Origin of the sequence: uncultured Paracoccus sp. (genome assembly GCF_947487305.1) — a bacterium.
GTDB lineage: Bacteria > Pseudomonadota > Alphaproteobacteria > Rhodobacterales > Rhodobacteraceae > Paracoccus.
In genome coordinates this window covers 88,967-108,107 of record NZ_CANKWH010000009.1, presented here as the reverse complement: position 1 = coordinate 108,107, position 19,141 = coordinate 88,967, and the positions used below count along the sequence as shown (strand labels likewise).

General features: G+C 66.7%; 15 protein-coding genes and 1 pseudogene. 1 reads left to right on the top strand and 15 read right to left on the bottom strand.

Annotated features, from left to right (window positions below; genetic code table 11):
* Positions 1–5: 5 nt before the first annotated feature.
* From xsc to Q1A36_RS12670, 6 genes are all read right to left on the bottom strand, one after another.
* Entirely contained in the window at positions 6–1,787 is a 1,782-nt protein-coding gene (xsc, locus tag Q1A36_RS12695) for a sulfoacetaldehyde acetyltransferase (RefSeq protein WP_299844474.1), read from the bottom strand.
* Between the two features lie 12 nt (positions 1,788–1,799).
* Positions 1,800–3,191: an FAD-dependent oxidoreductase gene (locus Q1A36_RS12690; RefSeq protein ID WP_366141572.1), complete on the bottom strand. Its 1,392-nt coding sequence runs from the start codon at positions 3,189–3,191 to the stop codon at positions 1,800–1,802.
* 7 nt (positions 3,192–3,198) lie between these two features.
* On the bottom strand, positions 3,199–3,609 hold the full coding sequence (locus Q1A36_RS12685; protein ID WP_299844468.1) for a nuclear transport factor 2 family protein: 411 nt from the start codon (positions 3,607–3,609) through the stop codon (positions 3,199–3,201).
* A gap of 18 nt (positions 3,610–3,627) precedes the next feature.
* Positions 3,628–4,968, bottom strand: a complete 1,341-nt coding sequence (locus tag Q1A36_RS12680) for a TRAP transporter large permease (RefSeq protein ID WP_299844465.1) — start codon at positions 4,966–4,968, stop codon at positions 3,628–3,630.
* Positions 4,968–5,525, bottom strand: a complete 558-nt coding sequence (locus Q1A36_RS12675; protein ID WP_299844462.1) for a TRAP transporter small permease — start codon at positions 5,523–5,525, stop codon at positions 4,968–4,970. Before Q1A36_RS12675 ends, Q1A36_RS12680 begins: the two co-directional genes overlap by 1 nt.
* A 92-nt stretch (positions 5,526–5,617) precedes the next feature.
* On the bottom strand, positions 5,618–6,622 hold the full coding sequence (locus Q1A36_RS12670; protein WP_299844459.1) for a TRAP transporter substrate-binding protein: 1,005 nt from the start codon (positions 6,620–6,622) through the stop codon (positions 5,618–5,620).
* Between the two features lie 115 nt (positions 6,623–6,737).
* Here Q1A36_RS12670 and Q1A36_RS12665 point away from each other — a divergent pair, with 115 nt between their 5' ends.
* Entirely contained in the window at positions 6,738–8,222 is a 1,485-nt protein-coding gene (locus Q1A36_RS12665; RefSeq protein WP_299844456.1) for a PLP-dependent aminotransferase family protein, read from the top strand.
* A 3-nt stretch (positions 8,223–8,225) separates the two neighbouring features.
* Here the strand turns inward: Q1A36_RS12665 and Q1A36_RS12660 are convergent.
* From Q1A36_RS12660 to Q1A36_RS12620, 9 genes and pseudogenes are all read right to left on the bottom strand, one after another.
* Positions 8,226–8,327: pseudogene (locus Q1A36_RS12660) on the bottom strand (carnitinyl-CoA dehydratase); the annotation flags it as partial.
* Between the two features lie 39 nt (positions 8,328–8,366).
* Entirely contained in the window at positions 8,367–8,810 is a 444-nt protein-coding gene (locus Q1A36_RS12655) for a DoxX family protein (RefSeq protein ID WP_299844453.1), read from the bottom strand.
* A 127-nt stretch (positions 8,811–8,937) separates the two neighbouring features.
* Positions 8,938–9,294: a VOC family protein gene (locus Q1A36_RS12650; protein ID WP_299844450.1), complete on the bottom strand. Its 357-nt coding sequence runs from the start codon at positions 9,292–9,294 to the stop codon at positions 8,938–8,940.
* A 74-nt stretch (positions 9,295–9,368) separates the two neighbouring features.
* Positions 9,369–13,160 carry a TIR domain-containing protein gene (locus tag Q1A36_RS12645; RefSeq protein WP_299844447.1) on the bottom strand — a complete coding sequence of 1,264 codons (3,792 nt, stop codon included), beginning with the start codon at positions 13,158–13,160 and terminating at the stop codon, positions 9,369–9,371.
* Positions 13,160–14,221, bottom strand: a complete 1,062-nt coding sequence (locus Q1A36_RS12640; protein WP_299844444.1) for an ABC transporter substrate binding protein — start codon at positions 14,219–14,221, stop codon at positions 13,160–13,162. The genes Q1A36_RS12645 and Q1A36_RS12640 overlap by 1 nt, the downstream gene beginning before the upstream one ends.
* Positions 14,218–16,095 carry an SLC13 family permease gene (locus Q1A36_RS12635; protein ID WP_299844441.1) on the bottom strand — a complete coding sequence of 626 codons (1,878 nt, stop codon included), beginning with the start codon at positions 16,093–16,095 and terminating at the stop codon, positions 14,218–14,220. The genes Q1A36_RS12640 and Q1A36_RS12635 overlap by 4 nt, the downstream gene beginning before the upstream one ends.
* Positions 16,092–16,778: a class I SAM-dependent methyltransferase gene (locus Q1A36_RS12630; protein ID WP_299844438.1), complete on the bottom strand. Its 687-nt coding sequence runs from the start codon at positions 16,776–16,778 to the stop codon at positions 16,092–16,094. Before Q1A36_RS12630 ends, Q1A36_RS12635 begins: the two co-directional genes overlap by 4 nt.
* Positions 16,779–16,784: 6 nt before the next feature.
* Positions 16,785–17,726, bottom strand: coding sequence for a hypothetical protein (locus Q1A36_RS12625; protein ID WP_299844435.1), 942 nt, complete (start codon positions 17,724–17,726; stop codon positions 16,785–16,787).
* 10 nt (positions 17,727–17,736) lie between these two features.
* A complete protein-coding gene (locus Q1A36_RS12620) occupies positions 17,737–18,780 on the bottom strand; it encodes a hypothetical protein (RefSeq protein ID WP_299844432.1) in 1,044 nt (347 codons plus the stop codon).
* Positions 18,781–19,141 lie beyond the last annotated feature (361 nt).

The following is a 19,141-nucleotide window of genomic DNA, read 5'->3' as shown; positions in this document are numbered from 1 at the left end:
CTTGGTCAGGCCGCGCCTTTTTGCGGGCGCATGTCGCTGGCGCTGATCCCGGCGACACTGACGGGCTTCTTCATCGCATCGCGGCGGAAGGGCTCGCCCAGCTCCTGGTTCAGAAGAACCTCGATGAAGGTGGTTTCGCCCGACTTCATCTGCCGATCAACCGCCTCGTGCAGCGCATGGGTCAGTTCCTCGGTCGAGCTGACCTGAACCCCGTGGACGCCGCAGGCCCGGGCAATGCCGGCATAGGAGGTGTCGCGGTCCAGTTCGGTGCCGACGAAGTTGTTCGAATACCACAGCGTCGTGTTCCGCTTTTCCGCGCCCCACTGGTAGTTGCGGAAGATCACCATGGTGATCGCCGGCCAGTCGTCGCGGCCACAGGCGGTCATCTCGTTCATCGAGATGCCGAAGGCGCCGTCACCGGCAAAGCCGATCACCGGGGTCTCCGGGTTGCCGATCTTGGCGCCGAGGATCGAGGGGAAACCATAGCCGCAGGGACCGAAGAGGCCCGGCGCGAGGTATTTCCGGCCCTTCTCGAAGCTGGGATAGGCGTTGCCGATGGCGCAGTTGTTGCCGATATCCGAGGAGACGATGGCCTCGGCCGGAACCGCCTGCATGATCGCGCGCCAGGCCTGACGCGGCGACATCAGCCCGGCATCGCGGGTGCGGGCCTCGGCATTCCACTCGGTGCCGGGATCGTCCTGTTCGTGGTCGAGGCTCGACAGTTCCTGCGCCCAACGCGATTTGGTCTGCGCGACCAGTGCCTTGCGCTCGGCCCGGCCGGCATCGCCGGCACCCGGCGAAAGCTGCGCCAGAATCCCGCGCGCGACCTTGGCCGCATCGCCCTGGATGCCCACTGTGACCTTCTTGGTCAGACCGATCCGGTCGGCATTGATATCGACCTGGATGATCCTGGCCTCTTTCGGCCAGTAGTCGATGCCATAGCCCGGCAGGGTCGAGAACGGGTTCAACCGTGTGCCAAGCGCCAGAACCACATCGGCCTTGGCGATCAACTCCATCGCGGCCTTCGAGCCGTTATACCCCAGCGGGCCCACCGCCAGCGGATGCGAGCCGGGGAAACTGTCATTGTGCTGGTAGTTCGAGGCGACCGGGGCATCCAGACGCTCGGCCAGTTTCGCCAGATCCGGGATCGCGCCCGACAGGACCACGCCCGCGCCCGAGAGGATCACCGGGAATTTCGCCTCGCTCAACAGCCTGGCGGCCTCGGCCACCGCGTCCTCGCCGCCCGAGGGGCGTTCGAAGGCCACGACCTGCGGCAGGTCCACGTCGATGACTTGCGTCCACATGTCGCGCGGAATGTTCATCTGCGCCGGGGCCGAGTTGCGCCAGGCCTGCATGATGACGCGGTTCAGCACCTCGGGGATGCGGCTCGCGTCGCGCACTTCTTCCTGGTAGCAGACGCTGTCGGCAAACAGGCGCATCTGCTCCATCTCCTGGAAACCGCCCTGGCCGATGGTCTTGTTGGCCGCCTGCGGTGTCACCAGCAGCAGCGGCGTGTGATTCCAGTAGGCGGTCTTGATCGGGGTGACGAAGCCGGTGACGCCGGGGCCGTTCTGCGCGATCGCCATGGACATCTTGCCGGTCGAGCGGGTGAAGCCATCGGCCATCAGCCCGGCATTGGTCTCGTGTGCGCAGTCCCAGAAGGTGATCCCGGCCTTGGGGAACAGGTCCGAGACGGGCATCATCGCCGACCCGATGATGCCGAAGGCATGTTCGATGCCATGCATCTGCAGGACTTTGACGAAGGCTTCTTCAGTGGTCATTTTCATCGGTGTCGCTCCTTATTTGCGTTCGTCGCGATAATGGTAGAGGTGGTAGAGGCCCCATTGGCCGAGCCGTCGGAAGGGCGTTTTCCAGCCCTCATGCGGCAATTCGGAATTGAAGATCGGCAGGTTTGGCACGGCTTCCCCGGCGACCAGCTGGGCCATGCGGCGACCGGCCATGGCGGAATACATGACGCCATTGCCGCCATAGCCGAGCGCGTAGAAGGCGCCGGGAAGATCGGGCAGGCCGGTGATCCGGGGCATCATGTCATGGCTGACATCGACCCAGCCCCACCAGCTGTAATCCAGCTCGATCCCGCGCAGGGCGGGGAACTTGCGGGCCATGCCCTCGCGCAGGGCCGCGAGATGCGCCGGGTTGGCGGCGTCGCGGCCGGTGATGGCGGCGCGCGAACCGATCTGTAGGCGGTTGTCGGGCAGAAGCCTGTAGTAGTGGCGGAGCGTGCGCGTATCGGTCAGCGGCGAGAGCTTCCGGATACCGACCGAGTCAAGCTCGGCGGGGGTCAGCACGCGGGTCACGACGCTGTTCGACATGATCGGCATGAGCCGGTCCCTGAGCCGCGGATGCAGGCTGCGGGGGGCATAGGCAGCGGTGGCCACCGCCACGCGGCGGGCGCGGACCGTGCCGCCCGGGGTGCGCAGGTGGTGGATGCCGTTCTTCAGCTGCCACCCCGTCACCGGGCTGTCGGTATGAACCTTGGCGCCCAACTCGCGGGCGATGCGCAGGTAGCCGAAGGCCAGTTTCGCCGCATGGATGCCGGTACCGTCAGGCTCCCACATGGCGCCATGCGCCTCCATGTCGCGGGCGACGGTCTGGTGCAGCTCGTCGCGGGACAGCATCCGGGCGCCATAGCCGAAGGTGTCGTTCAGAAGGCGGGTTTCGCTGTCCAGCGCCGGCATGGCCGAGGCCTTGTGGGCGATGTAGTAATGCCCGCCGTCCTGCGGCTCGCAGTCGATGGCGTGGTCGCGGATGAGGCCACGGAACAGGTCGAACGCCTCGGTGATCTCGGCATGGAGACCCTGCGCCACGTCGAGGCCCCAGCGGGCGATCCACTGGCTGCGCTTCAGCCGGCCGGAACTGATCTGCGCCTGGCCGCCATTGCGGGTCGAGCAGCCGAAGGCGACGCCATTGGCCTCGAGCACGGTGGCCTTGATGCCGTGCATCTTGGCCAGGTGGATCGCGGTCGAGAGGCCGGTATAGCCCGAGCCGATCACCGCCACGTCCACGTCCATGTCGCCACTGACCGGGCCATCGGCCTCGGGGGAAGGACCGGCGGTGCCGATCCAGTAGGTCGGGCAATAGTCGCTGCGTGGCCCCAGAGCCGGCGCGGTCATCGGGTCATAGAGGGGATCGTAGGGGGATGATCCGGGGCGTCTGTTCATCGCGTTCATGGCGGGCTCACTTGGCAGGAACGGCAGGACGCTGCTTGCGGATCGCCTGTTTCTCGACGATCTGTCCGTCCCTGATGCGGAACAGGTCCACGCCCTGGACCTCGGTGCGGGTGCCATCGGGGTTGGTGGCGCGGAAGGTCCACTGGCTGACGCCGCGGCTGCCATCCTCGCTGAGGAAGTGGCTGTGATCGGCCCATTGCACGTCCGGCATGGTCGTCCAGACGCCCTCGAAGGCCTTGGCGATGGCGGGTTTCCCCTCGATCCGGTTGCCGTATTCATGCTCGCCGGCGACGGTGAAGAAGACGCAATCATCGGCGAAATGGGTCATCACGCCGTCGATGTCGTGGCGGTTGAAGGCGTCGAAGGTGGCCTTCAGATCGGCGGCGGTCAGGGCGCGGCGCGTGGTGGTGGTGGTCATGGGAAAAGGTCCTTTCGATTAATAGCCCAGCATCCGCGGCAGCCAGAGGGCGATGTCGGGGAAGCAGGCGATGAGGAAGATGGCTGTGACCGAGGCGGCGGCGAAGGGCAGGGCGCGCAGGCTGATCCGCTCGATCGAGATGCCCGAGATGCCCGATGCAATGAACAGGTTCTCGCCCAGTGGCGGGGTCTGGAAGCCCACCGACAGCGTGCAGATCATCACGATGCCGAAGTGGATCGGGTCGATGCCCATCATGTAGGCCACCGGCAGCATCACCGGCACGAGGATCATGATGGCGGCCAGCGTCTCCATGAACATGCCGACGATCAGCAAGAGGCCGATGACCATGGCCCAGATGATGTAGAGGTTGTCGGTCAGCGACAGGATGCCGCCGGCGATGACCCCGGGGATGTTGTTCTCGACCAGAACCCGGCCGAAGATGGTGGCGGCGAAAAGGACCAGCAGCACGCGGCCGGCAAGCCAGGTGGTGGTGTCCAGCGACTTGACCACTTCGGTCAGATCCAGTTCGCGATAGATCACCACGCCGACGAAGAGGGTGTAGAAGATGGCGACGATGGCGGCCTCGGTCGGGGTGAAGAAGCCGGAATAAATGCCGCCCAGGATCACCACCGGGGCCATCAGCGCCCAGAAGCCCTTGTAGCAGGCGCAGGCCACCTTGCGCAGCGACAGCGGCTCGGCCGAGCCATGGAAACCGCGCATCCGGCAGCGGATGTAGTTCATGATCAGCAGGCCGCCCGCCATCACCACGCCGGGCAGGAAGCCGGCGATGAACAGTTTCGAGATCGAGACCGACTGGAATTGCCCATGGGCCTCGATTGCGGCCGGGTCGGGCTGCAGGCCCATGGCCGAGATGCCGTAGATGACCATCGGGATCGAGGGCGGGATGATGATGCCAAGCCCGCCGGCCGAGGCCGTGACCGCAGCTGCATAGCCGCCGCCATAGCCCTGGCGCACCATGGCCGGGATCATCAGCATGCCGACGGCGGCGGTGGTGGCGGGGCCCGAACCCGAGATGGCCCCGAAGAACAGGCAGGCGATGACGGTCGCGGCAGAAAGACCGCCGGTGAACGGACCGGCCAGGCTTTCGGCCACCGCGATCAGCCGGCGCGACAGGCCCGCGGCCTCCATCAGCGCCCCGGCGAGGATGAAGGAGGGCAGCGCCATCAGCGGGAAGGACCCCACCGAGGACCAGGCCATCTGCACCATCTTGATCGGGTTGTCACCGAGATAGAGCATCGCAGCCAGCGCCGAGACCCCCAGCGCCACGGTGATCGGCGCGCCCAGGACCATCAGCAGGAAGAACGACCCGAAGAGAATTTCGATCAGCAGGTTGTCCATCAGTGGTTCCTCCGGTCGAAGGCGCGCTGTTCGTCCTCGGCCAGTTCCAGAACGGCCTCGACAGTCACCTTGTCGGGATCGGCCGGGTCGATGCCGCGGACCAGTTTCAGATAGTTCACCTGCAGGATGCGCAGCGTCATCAGGGTGAAGGCGATGGGCAGCGCGAGGTAGACATAGCGCATTTCCCAACCAAGGGTCTGGGCCTTCACGAAGGGCTTCAGCCGGCTGATGAAGGCGATCGACTGCCAGATGAAGACGACATTGAAGGCGATCCAGAAGGCATCGCCGATCGCCTCGATGATCCGGGCGCGGGTGCGCGGCATCATGTTCAGGTGAAACGAGACGCGGTTATGCGCGGCCATGCGGGCGGCATAGGAGGCGCCGAAATAGGCGAACCAGACAAACAGGATGACCGACAGTTCCTCGATCCAGGTGATCGAGAAGCCGAAGATCTGGCGGGCGACGATCTGCACGAACAGAAGCGTCACGAACACCGCCAGAAGAACTCGGCAGAGGTGGCTTTCGAACTTGTCAAGGAACGACCAGAGCATAGACATGCAGGGCCTCCGGGAAGGGGCGCGTTGAGGGGAAGGACAGCGGGCGAAAAGTGGCGCGCAGGACCAGCCCGCGCGCCAGTCGGGGAGGAAAGCTATTCCGCGGCGGCGGGGCGCCCCAGCGAGGTCAGGACATTGTCGAGAACCTCCTTGCCGCCGATCTGGTCATAGAATTTCGGCCAGACAGCGGCCTCGGCCAGCGCCATGAATTCCTTCTCGCCATCGGCAGGTTCGGTGATCTCCATGCCGCGGGCGACCAGCTCTTCGCGGATCTTGGCCTCTTCGGCGCGCAGGAATTCGGCCGAGGCCTTGGTCGCGGCTTCGCCGGCGGCCAGCACCTGCGCCTGTTCTTCCTCGCTGAGGCCCTCGAACAGGGCTTCCGAGACGATCAGCGGCTCGATCGAGAAGATGTAGCGGATATTGGTGATGTATTTCTGAACTTCGTCGAACTTCATCGCGTAGACGGTCATGTAGGGGTTGTCCTGTCCGTCCACGACCTTCTGCTGAAGCGCGGCGAAGGTCTCGCCCCAGGCCATCGGCGTCGGGTTGATGCCCCAGCTTTTATAGGTCTCGATCATGATCTCGTTCTTCGGCACGCGCACCACCAGACCCTGCAGGTCGGCCACGGTCGAGACCGGCTTTTTCGAATTGGTCAGCACCCGGAAGCCGGAATAGCCCCAGCCGATGATGCGCACGCCGGCATCCTCGATGGTCTGTTCGATCATCTGCTGGCCGATTTCGCCCTGCGTCACCTTCTCGGCATCCTCCTGGCTGAGGATCACATAGGGCAGGGTCAGCGTGCCGACCGAGGGCGAGAAGGGGGTGATGTTGTTGATGGCGAGGATCGAGAAATCCAGCGTGCCGGTGGCGGCGGCGGTCACGGTGTCCTGTTCGTCGCCAAGCTGGCCGTTCAGGAACAGTTTCGCGGTCATGTTGCCGCCGGATTGTTCCTCCAGCGCGGCGACGAAGGCCTTGCCCAAGGCCTCTTGCGTGCCGCCGGCGCCATCGCCCACGGCGACGCGGTATTCGGTGGCAGAAGCGGGCAGCACCAGCGCGAGGGCGGTGGCGGCTCCGGTCAGAATGCGGGTCATTGCAGACATTGTTTTTCTCTCCCTGTGTATGGCCGCTGGTTGGGGGTGCGGCGACATGACAGGGGCAAGATTGCAGAGCGGGCGGGGCGATGATATGTCCAGTTTGATCCGAAGATAGGTCCAGATGCCGGCGCGACTTCCCGTTGACACGATCTTCCTGCGCGAGGGCGAGGCGCCGACGCTGCAGGGACGGCTGGCGGCTGCCATCGTGCGGGCGGTACTGGAAAGCCGGGCACGACCGGGGACGCGTCTGCCCTCGAGCCGGCAACTGGCCGAGGTACTGGGCATCTCGCGGATGACGGTGACGCTGGTCTATCAGGATCTGGTCAGCCAGGGCTATCTGGAGACGGCGCCACGATCCGGCATTGCGGTGGCCGAGACGGTGCCGCACAGCCGTTTGCGCCCGGCACGACCCGAGCAGCTTGCCGCCCGACCGCATGGGCAGCAGCCGGACTGGGGCGACTGGCTCTCGAGCCATCACATGCCGCGCCGGGTGATCCGCAAGCCGGCGGACTGGCGCGACTATCGCTTTCCCTTCATCTACGGTCAGGCCGATCCGGCGCTGTTCGACCACAACGCCTGGCGCGACTGCGCCCGCCGCGCACTTGGCACCCGCGACTTCGCCGATCTGGCCGCCGACCGCTATGGCGCCGATGATCCGCTGTTGATCGATTACATCTGTTCGAACACCCTGCCGCGGCGCGGGATCCATGCCCGGCCCGACGAGGTGCTGGTGACGCTGGGGGCGCAGAACGGGCTGTTCCTGGCGGTGGAACTGCTGTCGCGGGTCGACCGGCTGGCGGTGTCCGAGGAGCCCGGCTATCCCGATTTCGCCGAGACCCTGCGCCGGGCGCAAAGCCCCACCACCTTCCTGCCGGTGGATGAGGGTGGGCTGAATCCGGCGGACCTGCCCGAGCAGACGCGGCTGGTCTTTGTCACCCCCAGCCATCATATCCCGACCGGCGTGACCATGCCGCTGGACCGCCGCCGCGAGCTGATGGCGCGCGCCTCTGCGCAGGATTTCCTGATCATCGAGGATGATTACGATTTCGAGATGTCCTATCTCGCTCCGCCCGCCCCGGCGCTGAAATCCATGGATGAGGACGGTCGGGTGATCTACCTCGGCAGCTTCTCGAAGTCGCTGTTTCCGGGCTTGCGCATCGGCTACATGGTGGGTCCGGCGGAGCTGATCGCGCAGGCCCGCGCTCTGCGCTCGATCATGCTGCGCCACCCGCCCAGTCACCTGCAGCGCATCACCGCATATTTCCTCGCGCTCGGTCACTATGACGCCCATATCGCCCGGCTCAGGGAGGCGCTGAAAGGCCGGCGCGAGGTGCTGGAGGCGGCGCTTTGCGCCCATGGTCTCAGGATCGCCGGGGCACCGGTCGCGGGCGGGTCGAGCGTCTGGATCGAAGGCCGCGAGGGCATCGACGCCACCGCGCTGGCCATGGCGCTGCGCGAGGACAGCGTGCTGATCGAACCGGGGGCAGTCTTTTTCGAGATCCGGCCCGAGCCCTGTCCCTTCTTCCGCCTGGGCTATGGCTCGATCGCCGAAGAGGCGATCGCCTCGGGGATCGAGCTGATCGCCCGGCGGATGGCGCGGATCTAGCGCCTATTTCCCCTGCCAGACCGGATCGCGCCGCTCGGCAAAGGCGCGCGCGCCCTCGTGCAGATCCTTGGAGCCATAGAGCCGGTCGATGGTCGGTAGTTGCCGGTTCATCATCGCCTGCCAGTCAGGTCCGGTCATCTTGGCTCAAATTTCGCGCCCGATCAGGCGGTCGAGCGACAAGGCGCCGCTGCCGCGCAGCGTCAGGTAGGTGAAGGCACCAAGCCAGACCACGGACAGTTCGTATCCGGCGCCGCGCGGCAGCAGGACCAGCGCGAGGATGACCAGCATCATGCCGACGAACATGGCCGAAAACACCCGCGTCAAAAGGCCGGCCGCAATCGCCAGACCGCCGACCAGTTCCAGCGTGATCACCAGATAGGCCCAGAAGATCGCCGGGGTGAAGCCGATCTGCGCCATGATGTCGATATCGGGCTGCGCGCCGCCCGGGGTAAGCAGTTTGCGCGCCCCGAAGCCGGCCATGACGATCCCGGTGGCAAAGCGCAGGAAGGCATAGCCATAGGGTTCAAGCGTATCATAGATCTTTGACAGAAAAGGAAAATACAGATTTGTGCCGGGTGGGTAAGCCATCGGTCGCTCTCAATGCGTGAATGAAGCGTCGCAAGAAAGGCGCCGTCGCCGCCATGGTCAACCAACAGACGCGTGAGCGCAGCGTGTGGTCGGGCAGGGCTAATCCGCCCCGCCCGCGTCGCGGCGGTCAGACGATCCCGCGCTGCAGCACCTCGGCGCGCTGGCCGTCGGCCAGTTCGGCAAAGGCGATGCGCAACCCCGGTCCTGCCTCGCGCGGGCCGGTCAGGATGCGGCCGCCCTCGGCGATGATAGCAGCCAGATCGCTGTCCAGATCGTCGCTGGCCATCGCCAGATGATCGATGCCGGTGCTGCCGTCGGGGCTTTGCTCGACAAACAGATTGAGGCCGGCGAGGTCGAGGACGATGCGCAGGCCGTTCACGGTTGTCACCTCCCTGACGCGCCGCGCGCCGAGGCGCAGATAGCCCGCCGCGCCGGCTTCGGGATCGGTGGCATAGATGTGCAGGTGGTCGAGGCGCAGCGGCATGGCAGGTCCTTTCTTGGTCAGGGCCAGCTATGCACGGATTGGCCGCAGAGGCCAGTTTCCACGCCGCGACGCCCCTAGCGGCCCGTGATCGCCCGGACCAGTCCCGCGATCGGCGCGGTGGCCTGTGACCAGAGGCTGGTAAAGCCCTGATCGGTCTCGATCCCGGCGCAGAGATTGCCGAAATCGGGGTCCTTGGGCGGCTGCGGCAGGGCGGGCTGGGCGATTCTGTCGGCGCAGACCATCAGCTCGGTCGGATCGAGGTGATAGTCGAACAGTTCATTGGCGCGGATCGCCAGCACCTGCGGACCGTCGCTGCTGAAGGCGATGCCGGTGGCATTGCCGTCGAAATCGGAGATGGTGCGCGGCTGCGCCTGCGCCTCGGGGTCCAGCACCCGCACCTCGCCATTCTGGATCATCGCGATCCAGCGGGCCTGGTCGCTGCCCCCGGTGGCCGGGCTGAGGTCGAGACTGCTGCGCCAGAGATATTGCCCCTCGTCTTCGAACAGCCGGGTGATCTTGATCGTCTCGTCATCGCTGGCGCTGGCGAGGAACCGGCCATCGCCGGTGAAGCTGAGGTCATTCACCGGCTCGAGATGCTGGGCGACGATGCGCGAGGAAACCGGGGCGCCGGGGCCAAGCTCGACGTTCCAGGCCGACACGCGGCCATCCCAATCGCCGGTGGCGATCAGCGGACCGCCGGTCAGGTGCCCCAGCCGCGAGCGCGCCTCGGGCGTGATCGCCAAGGACACGACCGGCGCGCCATGTTCCAGCGTCTTCAGCAATTGTCCGTTGGTCACGTCCCAGATCCTGACCGTGCGGTCCCAGCTGGCGCTGGCGAGGTTGGCGGCCTCGCCTTCGCCGGGCAGGAAGCGCAGGGCCGAGACCCGGCCCTCATGCGGCAGGACCTGCAACAGACGCCCCGTCCGCCAGTTCCACAGCCGCACCACCTGGTCCCATCCGGCGGTCGCCAGCAGATCGCCGTTGAAGGCCAGCTCTGTCACCGCCTCGGCATGGCCGTCGAGGCGGCGCAGCATCATGCCGCTGCCGCTGTCCCACAGCGTCACCGAGCCGTCCCAACCGCCCGCCGCCAGCACCGCGCCATCGCCGCTGAACCCCAGGACATCGATACGGGCGGCCCGGTCGGGCAGGGCCAGCGGCTGCGTTGCCGCGCCCGATTCCATCAGCCCCCCGATCCGCAGCGACCCGTCCTCGCCTGCCGCCGCGACGCGCCTGCCGCCGGGCGCGATGGCAAGGGCCGAGACCTCGGCGCCCAGTTGCAGAACCGCGACGGGCGCCGGGGGCGGGCCAGAGTCCGGGATGGCCTGCAGCGTGACGCCTCCGCCCGGCAGGCCGGCGGCGATCAGGCGGCTGCCGGGATCGCCGGCGATCTGGCTGGCGCGGGGCAAGAGCGGCTGTTCCGGCAGCACGCCCGAGCATTTCGGCGCGCCGCTGCCCGGCAGTGTCCAGAGCAGCGCGGCATGATCGAGCCCCAGCGAGACCAGCCGCTCGGTCGTGGCCGGTTGGCCGTCCCCTGTCTCGGGCAGGAAGATCAGGCGCGAGACCGCGCGGCTATGGCCGGTCAGGCTGCGCTGCTTTTCCAGCGCATTGACGGCGCGGTTCAACGCGCCTTCGGCCTCGGGCAACACCTGCCCGTCATGGATCTGGGTCATGCAGATGGCGGACTCGGCGGTGCGGATGCTGGCCAGCGGCTCGGTCGCCAGCGTGCCGATCGCCCGCAGCGCCTGTTCCCGCGCCCAGGAGGCGCGCTCGGCCGACTTGGCCTCGTCCTCGTTCTTCAGCGCATAGCCGAGAATGCCCAGCAGCAGCGCCGCGACCATCAGGACCAGGTTGCGGCGGCGGCGGCCCTGCCGCTTGCGCATCGACTCGCTGGCCAGCACGAAGGCCTTGCAACGGCGTTCCTCCTTGGAATTGCCCTCCAGCCCACCGCGCCCGACCAGTTCCACCGCCTCGGACAGCCGCGCGCCGCGCCACAGGTAGTCGGGCTGGTGCCGGTGTTCCTCCCAGGCCGTGGCCGAATGGCGGATCTGCTGCTTCAGCTGCAATTCGCTGCGGTGATCCTCAAGCCATTGCGCCAGCGGTGCCCAGGCCCGGAACAGCGCCTCATGCGCCACCTCGACCACGCGCTGATCGCCCTCGGAGCGCGAGATCAGCAGGCGGCGCTCGACAAAGCGGTCGACCAGGTCCTGCACCGGCACCAGTTCCGGCTCGTCCAGCGCCAACGGCTGGCGGGTGAACTGGCCGTCCTCGGCCAGCCGCACCATCTCGAGGAAGGCTGTGCGCAATTCGGCTTCCTGGCCCCGCTGGCGGGCGGTGGCGAGGATGGCATCGGCCTCGTTCGCCACCGCGCCTTCCAGCCCGCCCAAGCGGTCGTAATCGGCCAGCGTCAACCGCCCCGCCCCATGCCCGTCGCGCCAGAGAAGGTAGAGCGTGAACGACAGAAGCGGCAGGGCGTCGGCGCTGCTCGCATCCGCCAGCAGACGGTCGGCGAGGCCCGCTTCCAGCTCGATCGCACCAAGCTTCGCCGGCGCCTCGATCACCCGCCGCATCCCCTCGACCGGCATCGGGCCGAGCGACAGCGTGGCGAAATCCATGCCGTGATGGGCGTTGACGGTCTGGAAGCTTTCCAGAAAATCCGACCGCATCGTCGCCACCACGGTCAGGGGCGAGCCCTCGGCGGCGAGCGACGCCGCGATGAGACCGAGGAAGCGTGCAGCCTCGCCCTCGGGGCTGTCGGTGCCCAGCAGTTCTTCGAACTGGTCGATGACCAGCAGGACGCGGGCGGTGCTGTGGCCGGCGCTGCGGCGCAGATCCGCGATCAGGTCCAGCAGCGGGGTGGCGGCGCTGCCGCCATGGCCCGGGCCCGGATGGCGACCGAAGATGCGGCGCAGGTCGGTCAGGCTCCAGTCCAGAAATTCCAGCAGCGAGGCCTCGCGCGAGGCGGGCTCCTGCCGTTTCAGCGCCTCCAGCTCGCTGATCAGCCGGCCAAGCCGCGACGGATCGACGGGCGTGACACCGACCTGCCCCGGCTCGGCGCTGCGCCGCTGTTTCGAGACCTCCTGCCAGTCGCGCAGCCGGTCGCCAAGCGCTGCGGCCTCGTGCAGCGCCGGGGGCGCATCGGGGGCATAGCGGCGGAAGCCCTGGCCGATGACCTGCGCCAGCTCGGCAAAGGGATCGCGGCCGGGGCGGAACGGGTCGAGCACGATCCAGCGTTCCGGCTCGCGGCGCAGGCGCGGGATCAGGCCGGCGCGGGCCAGCGAGGATTTGCCGCTGCCCGACGCGCCGATCACGAGGATCAGCCCCGGCGCCCCGCGGTCGACCAGCTCGATGGCGCCCCGGATCTCGTCCTCGCGCCCGAAATAGACCGGCGCATCCTTTTCCTGATAGGCGTTCAGGCCGAGATAGGGCGAGGCGGTCGGGTCCCAGTCCCCCACCGCGCCCAGCAGGTCCAGCTCCTTCAGCCCGCGCCACAGCCGCTGATAGCCGGTTTCGGGATCGCGGCGCAGGTCGATGAACTGCCGCTCGGTCAGGATCGAGGGCAGGCGGCCAGCATCGCTGATCGGGTCGGCGACCAGCGCGATGATCTGCTTGCCCTCCATCCGCGCCAGCGCAATTTCGGCAAAGCACCAATGCGAGGCCAGGTAGCTGTCGGTGCAGATGGCAATGACCGCCCGGCAGGCGCGCAGCTTGCGATAGAGCGTGCGTTCCCAGCTGATGCCGGCGACGATGCCCTTTTCCGGGTCAAGGTCCAGAAACACGCAAGTGTGCCCCTGCGCCTTCAGCCGCGCGGCAAGGTCCTGCGCCAGCGCATTGTCGGCCGAGCTGTGGCTGAGGAACAGCGTGCTCATCAGCACCCCTCCTCGTAATAATGGTCGGTGGCGCGGGCGAAGGCCTCGTAAAGCGGTGGCAGGGTCAGGCCCCAGCGGGCCAGCGAGGGGGTGCAGACCTGCACGATGAACTGTTTTGACACCACGACCGGCAGGCTGGCTGGGGGCGTGCCGTCCAGCACCTGCAGGGCCAGCGCGGCGGCCACCTCGCCCTGTTCGAAGGGCGAGACCGAGACGGTCAGCATCGCCCCGTCCTCGCTGTTGGTGGCGCCCATGCCGATCACCGGCACGGTCGCATGTTCGGCGGTCCATTGCATCACCTGCGCCGCCGGGCGCAGGAAGGGGCCATCTACCCCGTCGCGGATATTGCGGTAATTGGTGACAAGGATCACATCGGCCTCGCGCTCCGCCCGCTCGACCGCCGCCTGCCAGTCCGCAAATGTGTCGACCTGCACCGGCGGCAGGAATTCCGCCGGGGACCAGTCGAAACCTTCGTAAGTGGGGATCTCGGCGGTGATGGACGAGGAATGATCGCCGATGAACTGGACGCGCGGACGGGCGCGGGGCGGCCGTGTCGCGCTTTCCAAGGCGATGGACAGCGCGGCATCGCGGATCGCCGGCAGGGGTTTGCGTTCAAGGATGCCGGTGACTTCGGCGCCCGGCGGGTAGTAGTCTGCGGGCTCGCCGTTCACCCCGCTGAAGACCACCCGCACCCCTGGCGCGCCCGGTCCCGGCGCGACCACCGCCTTGCCCACCAGCGCCTGCGCCTCGTCATCGACAAGAACCAGCACATCGGGCGCCCAACTGTCGACCGCGTTCAGCGCCAGCGTCGCGGCGCGTTCCTTGAACGCGGCATCGGTGTGGTTCTTCAGGTCCATGTAGTGATAGCGGAAAAGGACATTGCGCCGACCCTCGAAGCCGCGCTTGAGGCCCTCGTTCACCGAGGCGACCCAGGGGTAGGCCGGATCGTTGCTGTGGATGATCAGGATGCGCGCGGTCTGGGATTTCTGCATCACCACCAGCGCGAAGAACAGCCCGGCAAAGACCAGCATCACGGCCAGCCGCAGATGGCGGCGGGTCATGACAGCAGGTCCAGATGCTGCCAGAAGCGCAGGCTGCCATAGATCGCCCCGATCCTCAGCGCGATCATGACGATATTCGCGGCGATGATCCGCCGCTCGTCAAGGACATGGGCAAGGCCAAGTGCCTCGAGATCACTGCGCAGCTTCAGGTAATAGGAGCTTTGGTAGGGAAAGACATAGGTATCGGCCACGGCGAGGATGATGAAGCCGACGAGCCAGAGCGACAGCCCCTGCGCCGCCGCCAGCGGAAAGAGGGCGGTGGTGAACAGGATCACCGTCACCCCGGTCGGCAGGGCCAGCCGCACCGCGAGGATCATCCCCGAGACCAGCAGGATGAAGCGGGGAAAATCCGTCTTCAGATAGTCGCCGAGCCAGTTCAGATGCGCGACGATCACCTGATCGAGGCCGGTGCTGGCCGCGACCGGGACCCAGCCGATGATGGTGCCGAGATAGATCAGGATCGGCCAGTCGATCTGTGCCCGGATGGCGTCGCGGCCAAGCGTGCCGAACAGCATCAGCGTGACGAGGATCGCCAGCGCGATCCAGGCCACGTCGATGCGATGCGACGGCCCGGTCAGGATGCCGCCGATCATGGCCAGCACCGCCAGCGCCGCCGCCCATTCCGGCGCCGAGACCGGGCCAAGCAGCCGGCGCTGTTCCCGGATGGTGGCGCGCGGCAGGCTGAAGCTGCGCGCGCGGCCGAAGACCAGCGCCGAGACCAGCCAGAAGCTTGCCAGCACGATCAGCCCGAAGACCGAGGCGGCGTAAAGCCAGGCGATCCAGCCGAAGGCAAACTGGGTCTGCGCATCAAACAGCCCATAGACCACGAGGTTCGGCACCGCCGCCGTCAGGAAGATCGGCACGAAGATCGAGGCGCCCGAGAGCAGGCTGAAGATCAGCCGGTTGGCAAAGCGATCGCGCGCCTCGGGCTTCGAGATCTCGATCAACTCGATCATCAAGGGCGTGATGATGCTGACCCGCCCGACCACCGAGGGGATGACGGGCGACAGCACGGTGCCGATGCCGAAGAGGCTGAGGTTATAGCCGAAGGGCGTCGCCGGCACCTTGCCCAGGACCCAGAGCGAGAAGCGATAGGTCAGCCCCGAGGATACCATCAGCGCGCCGATGCCGAAGATGCTCAGCGTCATGAAGAAGCTGTCCGAGCGAAAGCCCGACAGCACCTCGGCGGGCGGGGCCACGTCCAGCAGGATCATCGCCAGCGCGGCAAAAAGCGGCGGCACGTATTCCGGCACCAGCCCGAACAGCCACATCACCACGGCAACCATCACGATGGCGAGGAAATCCGTCGCGGCAGGGTCCAGCGGCAGCCGCTCTGCGACAAGGTAGACGGCGAGGGGCAGGGCGATGGTCAGCAGCCAGCCCAGCAGCGGGCCGAGACCCTCGGCGGGTTGGGGTTTGTCGGGCGCTGCTGGGGGCGTGGCCTGAGTCTGTTCGTCATAACGCCCGGCATAGGCGCGAAAGAAAGCCTCGCGCAGGTCGCGGCGGCGTCCGGCGAGATGGGCCAACTGGCCCGCCGGGATGGCCAGCACCGTGGTCTCGGTCTCGGCCAGCGCGCTGGCGCTGTGGCTGGCAAGGCCCAGCAGCGCCTCCTCGCCCGCGCAGCCCTCGACCTGCCGGGCGCTGCGGCCTTGCCCGTTCTCCAGCCGCAGCGCGCCGTTCTGGATCAGGAAGACGGTATCGGCTGGCTCGCCGGCGCGGAACAGGAACTCCCCGGCGGCGATCACCCGGCGAGTCACATGCGGGATCAAGGCCGACAGCGCCATGCCCTCCAGCCGCCCGAGGATCGGGTCGGCCAGCAGCGCATCGGCGGGCATCGGCAGGATGGCCGGTGAGGGGTATGGATCGGCGATCAATTTTCCCTCCCTCTCGTGACGCGGTAGATCGGGCGGGTGACAGGCCCGACATGGGTTGGAAAGTGGCCGATCAACTCGAAGCTTAGCCCCTCGCAGGTGGCAAAGATCGCCAGCTCGTCCCCGGGCAGATGGCGCGCCCAGTCATAGCCGGGGGGCGGGGTTTCGGAGCCGAGCGCCAGTTCGACATAGAGGACCGGGATGCGCGCGGTCAGCGCCTGCATCAGCGCCTGCACATAGGCCAGTCCACGTGCCTCGATCACATGATGCAACATGCTGAAGAGAAAGCCGTAGTCATGGCTGCCCGGTATCATGGCCTCGACCATCTCGCGGGTCAGTTCGCCCTGTGCGAACCGGGCCTCGCCCGGGGTCCAGCGGCTGATCTCGCGGCAGAGCGCGATATTGCGCGGGTCAATGTCGATGCCGGTGCCGGTCATGCCGCGATCGACGAACCAGAACGTGTTGTAGCCAAGCGAACAGCCCATGTCCCACAGCCGCCGCCCGGCGACGGCCCCGCCCATGCTGGCCTCGACCGCGCGGCAGCGGTCGGCGCAGGGGCGCAGCGCCGCGATCGCCTGCGGATAAGGGAAGTTGTAAAGCGGCTGGTAGACGTTCTTGCCCTGCCTCAGCAGCGCATCGACGCGCTGGCGGTGGGCGAGGTCGTCATCGGTTGCCTGATCGGTCATCTCGCCTCACGCGCGGGTTTCGGTTGTGCAAAGCTGCGGTTGCCGGACCGCCGTGACCCGCCGCGCCGCGTCGATGGACAGGACCAGATCGGCCCGCGCGGCATTGGGTGCGACCCACATCTCGATGCTGGGGCCAAGCGCCTCGTCCCAGAAGGCCTGCATGACCTCTTGGGGAAAGCCGACCGTGTCGCCGCTATCCGCGCGCAGCTTGCGTTCCCGCTCGAACCGCCAGCGTTTCAGCAGCGGTGTGGGCAGGTCGAGGAAGAGGAGAAAATCGAGCCGCCGCGCCAGCCGGTCATAGCCGGGCAGCGGCGAGCCGACCATGGCGCCGTCGAAGATGCAGATGTCGGGACTGCCGCTCACCACCTCATCGGCCATCGGCGCATCTCGGCCAAGGTCATAGCGCGGCACGGTCAGGGAACCGGGCCGGTCCAGCGCCGCGAGGACATCCGCCATCCGCTCGGTGTCATGGGTGCCGGGCAGGGTGCGCCATGCGAAGCCACGGCGCAGGCGTTCCTCTTTCGGGCGGTAGAAATCGTCGATGGAGAGGCCGAGGCAGCGGGGCGCAGGTGCGATCATCGCCTGCAGGCAGCAGGAGAGAAGCCGCGACAGCGTGGTCTTGCCGGCGCCCGGACCGCCCGCCAGCCCGATGAGATAGGGCGCCCGGCCGGCAGGGATGCGCTGTCGGAAAAAGCGGGTCAGCGGCAGGATCAGGTCGAAAAGATAGGCATCCTGCGGCTGCCGAATGCCCAGATTGGCCATGGCCGCGCGATAGACCGGCAACAGCGCGCCGAAACCCTGCAGGTGATCGGCGAGCCTCTCGGCATCAGCGCCGAACAGCGCCCGCATCAGCGGATTGCCTGCCAGCCGCTGCGCCAGCAGGTTGCTGGCCTCGGGATCACCCGCCTTTGCGCGCAGGGCTAGTCCGGCAAGGGTTGGATCGCTCATGCCCGCCTCGTCATGGACCGGGCGACGCTGCCGCGCCGTCCTTCAGGCATTCGCGGTATTCGCGGATGCTGTTCTGGAAGAAGGCGTTCAGATCTGACGTCGAGCAGTAGGCATTGGCGATATCCTGATCCTGATACAGCACATCCATGTATTCCGCATGGTTGAAGGCCCGGAAGCTGTCGGAATCGAAGGCCTTGCGGAACACCCATTCAAGGAACTGCCGCCGCTCGGGCGGCACGCCCTCGGGGATGAAGAAGCCGCGATAGCGGTAATAGATGGCGCAATGCTCGCTGCCCTTCTCGGGGAAGGATGCGGTGGCGCCAAGCCTTGCGCGCAGGTCGGCGGCGACCTCGCGGTTCAGGTCCTGTTCGGGCAGGAAGGTGAAGATCGGCTTGATCAGCCCGCCATTGATCAGCCGCGCCACGTCGCCCGGCTGCTCGATCAGCGCATCGACCCGCCGCCCGGTCTCGGCAGAGGCCCCGAAGAGCGAGAAATAGCGCGCCGATCCGCTTTCGAACCCCACCGGCCCCAGGGCCAGTTCCGGGGCGGGGGGCGTGGTCGCGGGGGCTTCCCCTGCCGCATCGGGCGCGGCCTCGGTGACGCTGGTCGCGGTCAACGCGCCGGTGGCGAAATTGTCGGCGAATTTCTCCAGCAGGATGTCCTCGAGCCCGAATTGTTCGCCCTTGGTGCCGAACAGTGCGATCTGCACCGGCGCGGCCTCGTCCCCGGACCCGCGCGACGAGGCATAGCGGATGAAGCCATCGAGATCCGAGAAATTCGGATCGTTCCGGCGGATGTAAAGCTGGCTGAGGGTGATCTGCGCCAGCGCAAGCGGCACCAGCCGGTTATCCGCCGCCCCCGATTCTGCCAGCGTGCTGGCATAGGTGTCGGTCAGCTGGATGACGTTATAGCCGTTCGGCGGCAGGTCGAAGAAATAGTCCAGCGCCGCACGGAGGTCGCCCCCGAACTTGAACAGGGTGTTGACCCGGATATTCAGATCATTGCCGTTTTCATCCTTCAGCCCTCGAATCGCCTTGGCGATTTCCTCGTTCAACCCGAGGGAACCCGAGGCGCTGCTGCGCGGAATGAATATGTTTATGGGCTGGTCCGGAAAGTCGGGCGGCTTCACCGGATCGATAAGATCGCAAATCTGTGCCGACGCAGGAAACACCCCGGAAATGCCAAGAAACGACATAAGCACGATATGTCGAAGTCTATTCATCCTCCGAATTCGACTTTTCTGGACAACAAAACTCTCCGGTTTATTCTAGTTTTCGCGCGTAAGATGTGTTACGTCAAGGCTGAACTTGACCTAGGGTAAGGCGGCTCGGGCACGGTTTCCAATGCGGCAGGTGGACGAAGGAAATGCCACGTCAGCGCGGAAATTCTGCGCCGGGATGCGCCGTGCTTGACGG

Excerpts from the sequence above, each read along its gene's own strand:
- Q1A36_RS12630 (WP_299844438.1), bottom strand. The coding sequence starts at position 16,778 with ATGACCGATCAGGCAACCGATGACGACCTCGCCCACCGCCAGCGCGTC.
- Q1A36_RS12675 (WP_299844462.1), bottom strand. The coding sequence starts at position 5,525 with ATGTCTATGCTCTGGTCGTTCCTTGACAAGTTCGAAAGCCACCTCTGC.
- Q1A36_RS12680 (WP_299844465.1), bottom strand. The coding sequence starts at position 4,968 with ATGGACAACCTGCTGATCGAAATTCTCTTCGGGTCGTTCTTCCTGCTG.
- Q1A36_RS12665 (WP_299844456.1), top strand. The coding sequence starts at position 6,738 with ATGCCGGCGCGACTTCCCGTTGACACGATCTTCCTGCGCGAGGGCGAG.
- Q1A36_RS12645 (WP_299844447.1), bottom strand. The coding sequence starts at position 13,160 with ATGAGCACGCTGTTCCTCAGCCACAGCTCGGCCGACAATGCGCTGGCG.
- Q1A36_RS12655 (WP_299844453.1), bottom strand. The coding sequence starts at position 8,810 with ATGGCTTACCCACCCGGCACAAATCTGTATTTTCCTTTTCTGTCAAAG.
- Q1A36_RS12670 (WP_299844459.1), bottom strand. The coding sequence starts at position 6,622 with ATGTCTGCAATGACCCGCATTCTGACCGGAGCCGCCACCGCCCTCGCG.
- Q1A36_RS12685 (WP_299844468.1), bottom strand. The coding sequence starts at position 3,609 with ATGACCACCACCACCACGCGCCGCGCCCTGACCGCCGCCGATCTGAAG.
- Q1A36_RS12625 (WP_299844435.1), bottom strand. The coding sequence starts at position 17,726 with ATGAGCGATCCAACCCTTGCCGGACTAGCCCTGCGCGCAAAGGCGGGT.
- Q1A36_RS12690 (WP_366141572.1), bottom strand. The coding sequence starts at position 3,191 with ATGAACGCGATGAACAGACGCCCCGGATCATCCCCCTACGATCCCCTC.
- Q1A36_RS12650 (WP_299844450.1), bottom strand. The coding sequence starts at position 9,294 with ATGCCGCTGCGCCTCGACCACCTGCACATCTATGCCACCGATCCCGAA.
- Q1A36_RS12640 (WP_299844444.1), bottom strand. The coding sequence starts at position 14,221 with ATGACCCGCCGCCATCTGCGGCTGGCCGTGATGCTGGTCTTTGCCGGG.
- xsc (WP_299844474.1), bottom strand. The coding sequence starts at position 1,787 with ATGAAAATGACCACTGAAGAAGCCTTCGTCAAAGTCCTGCAGATGCAT.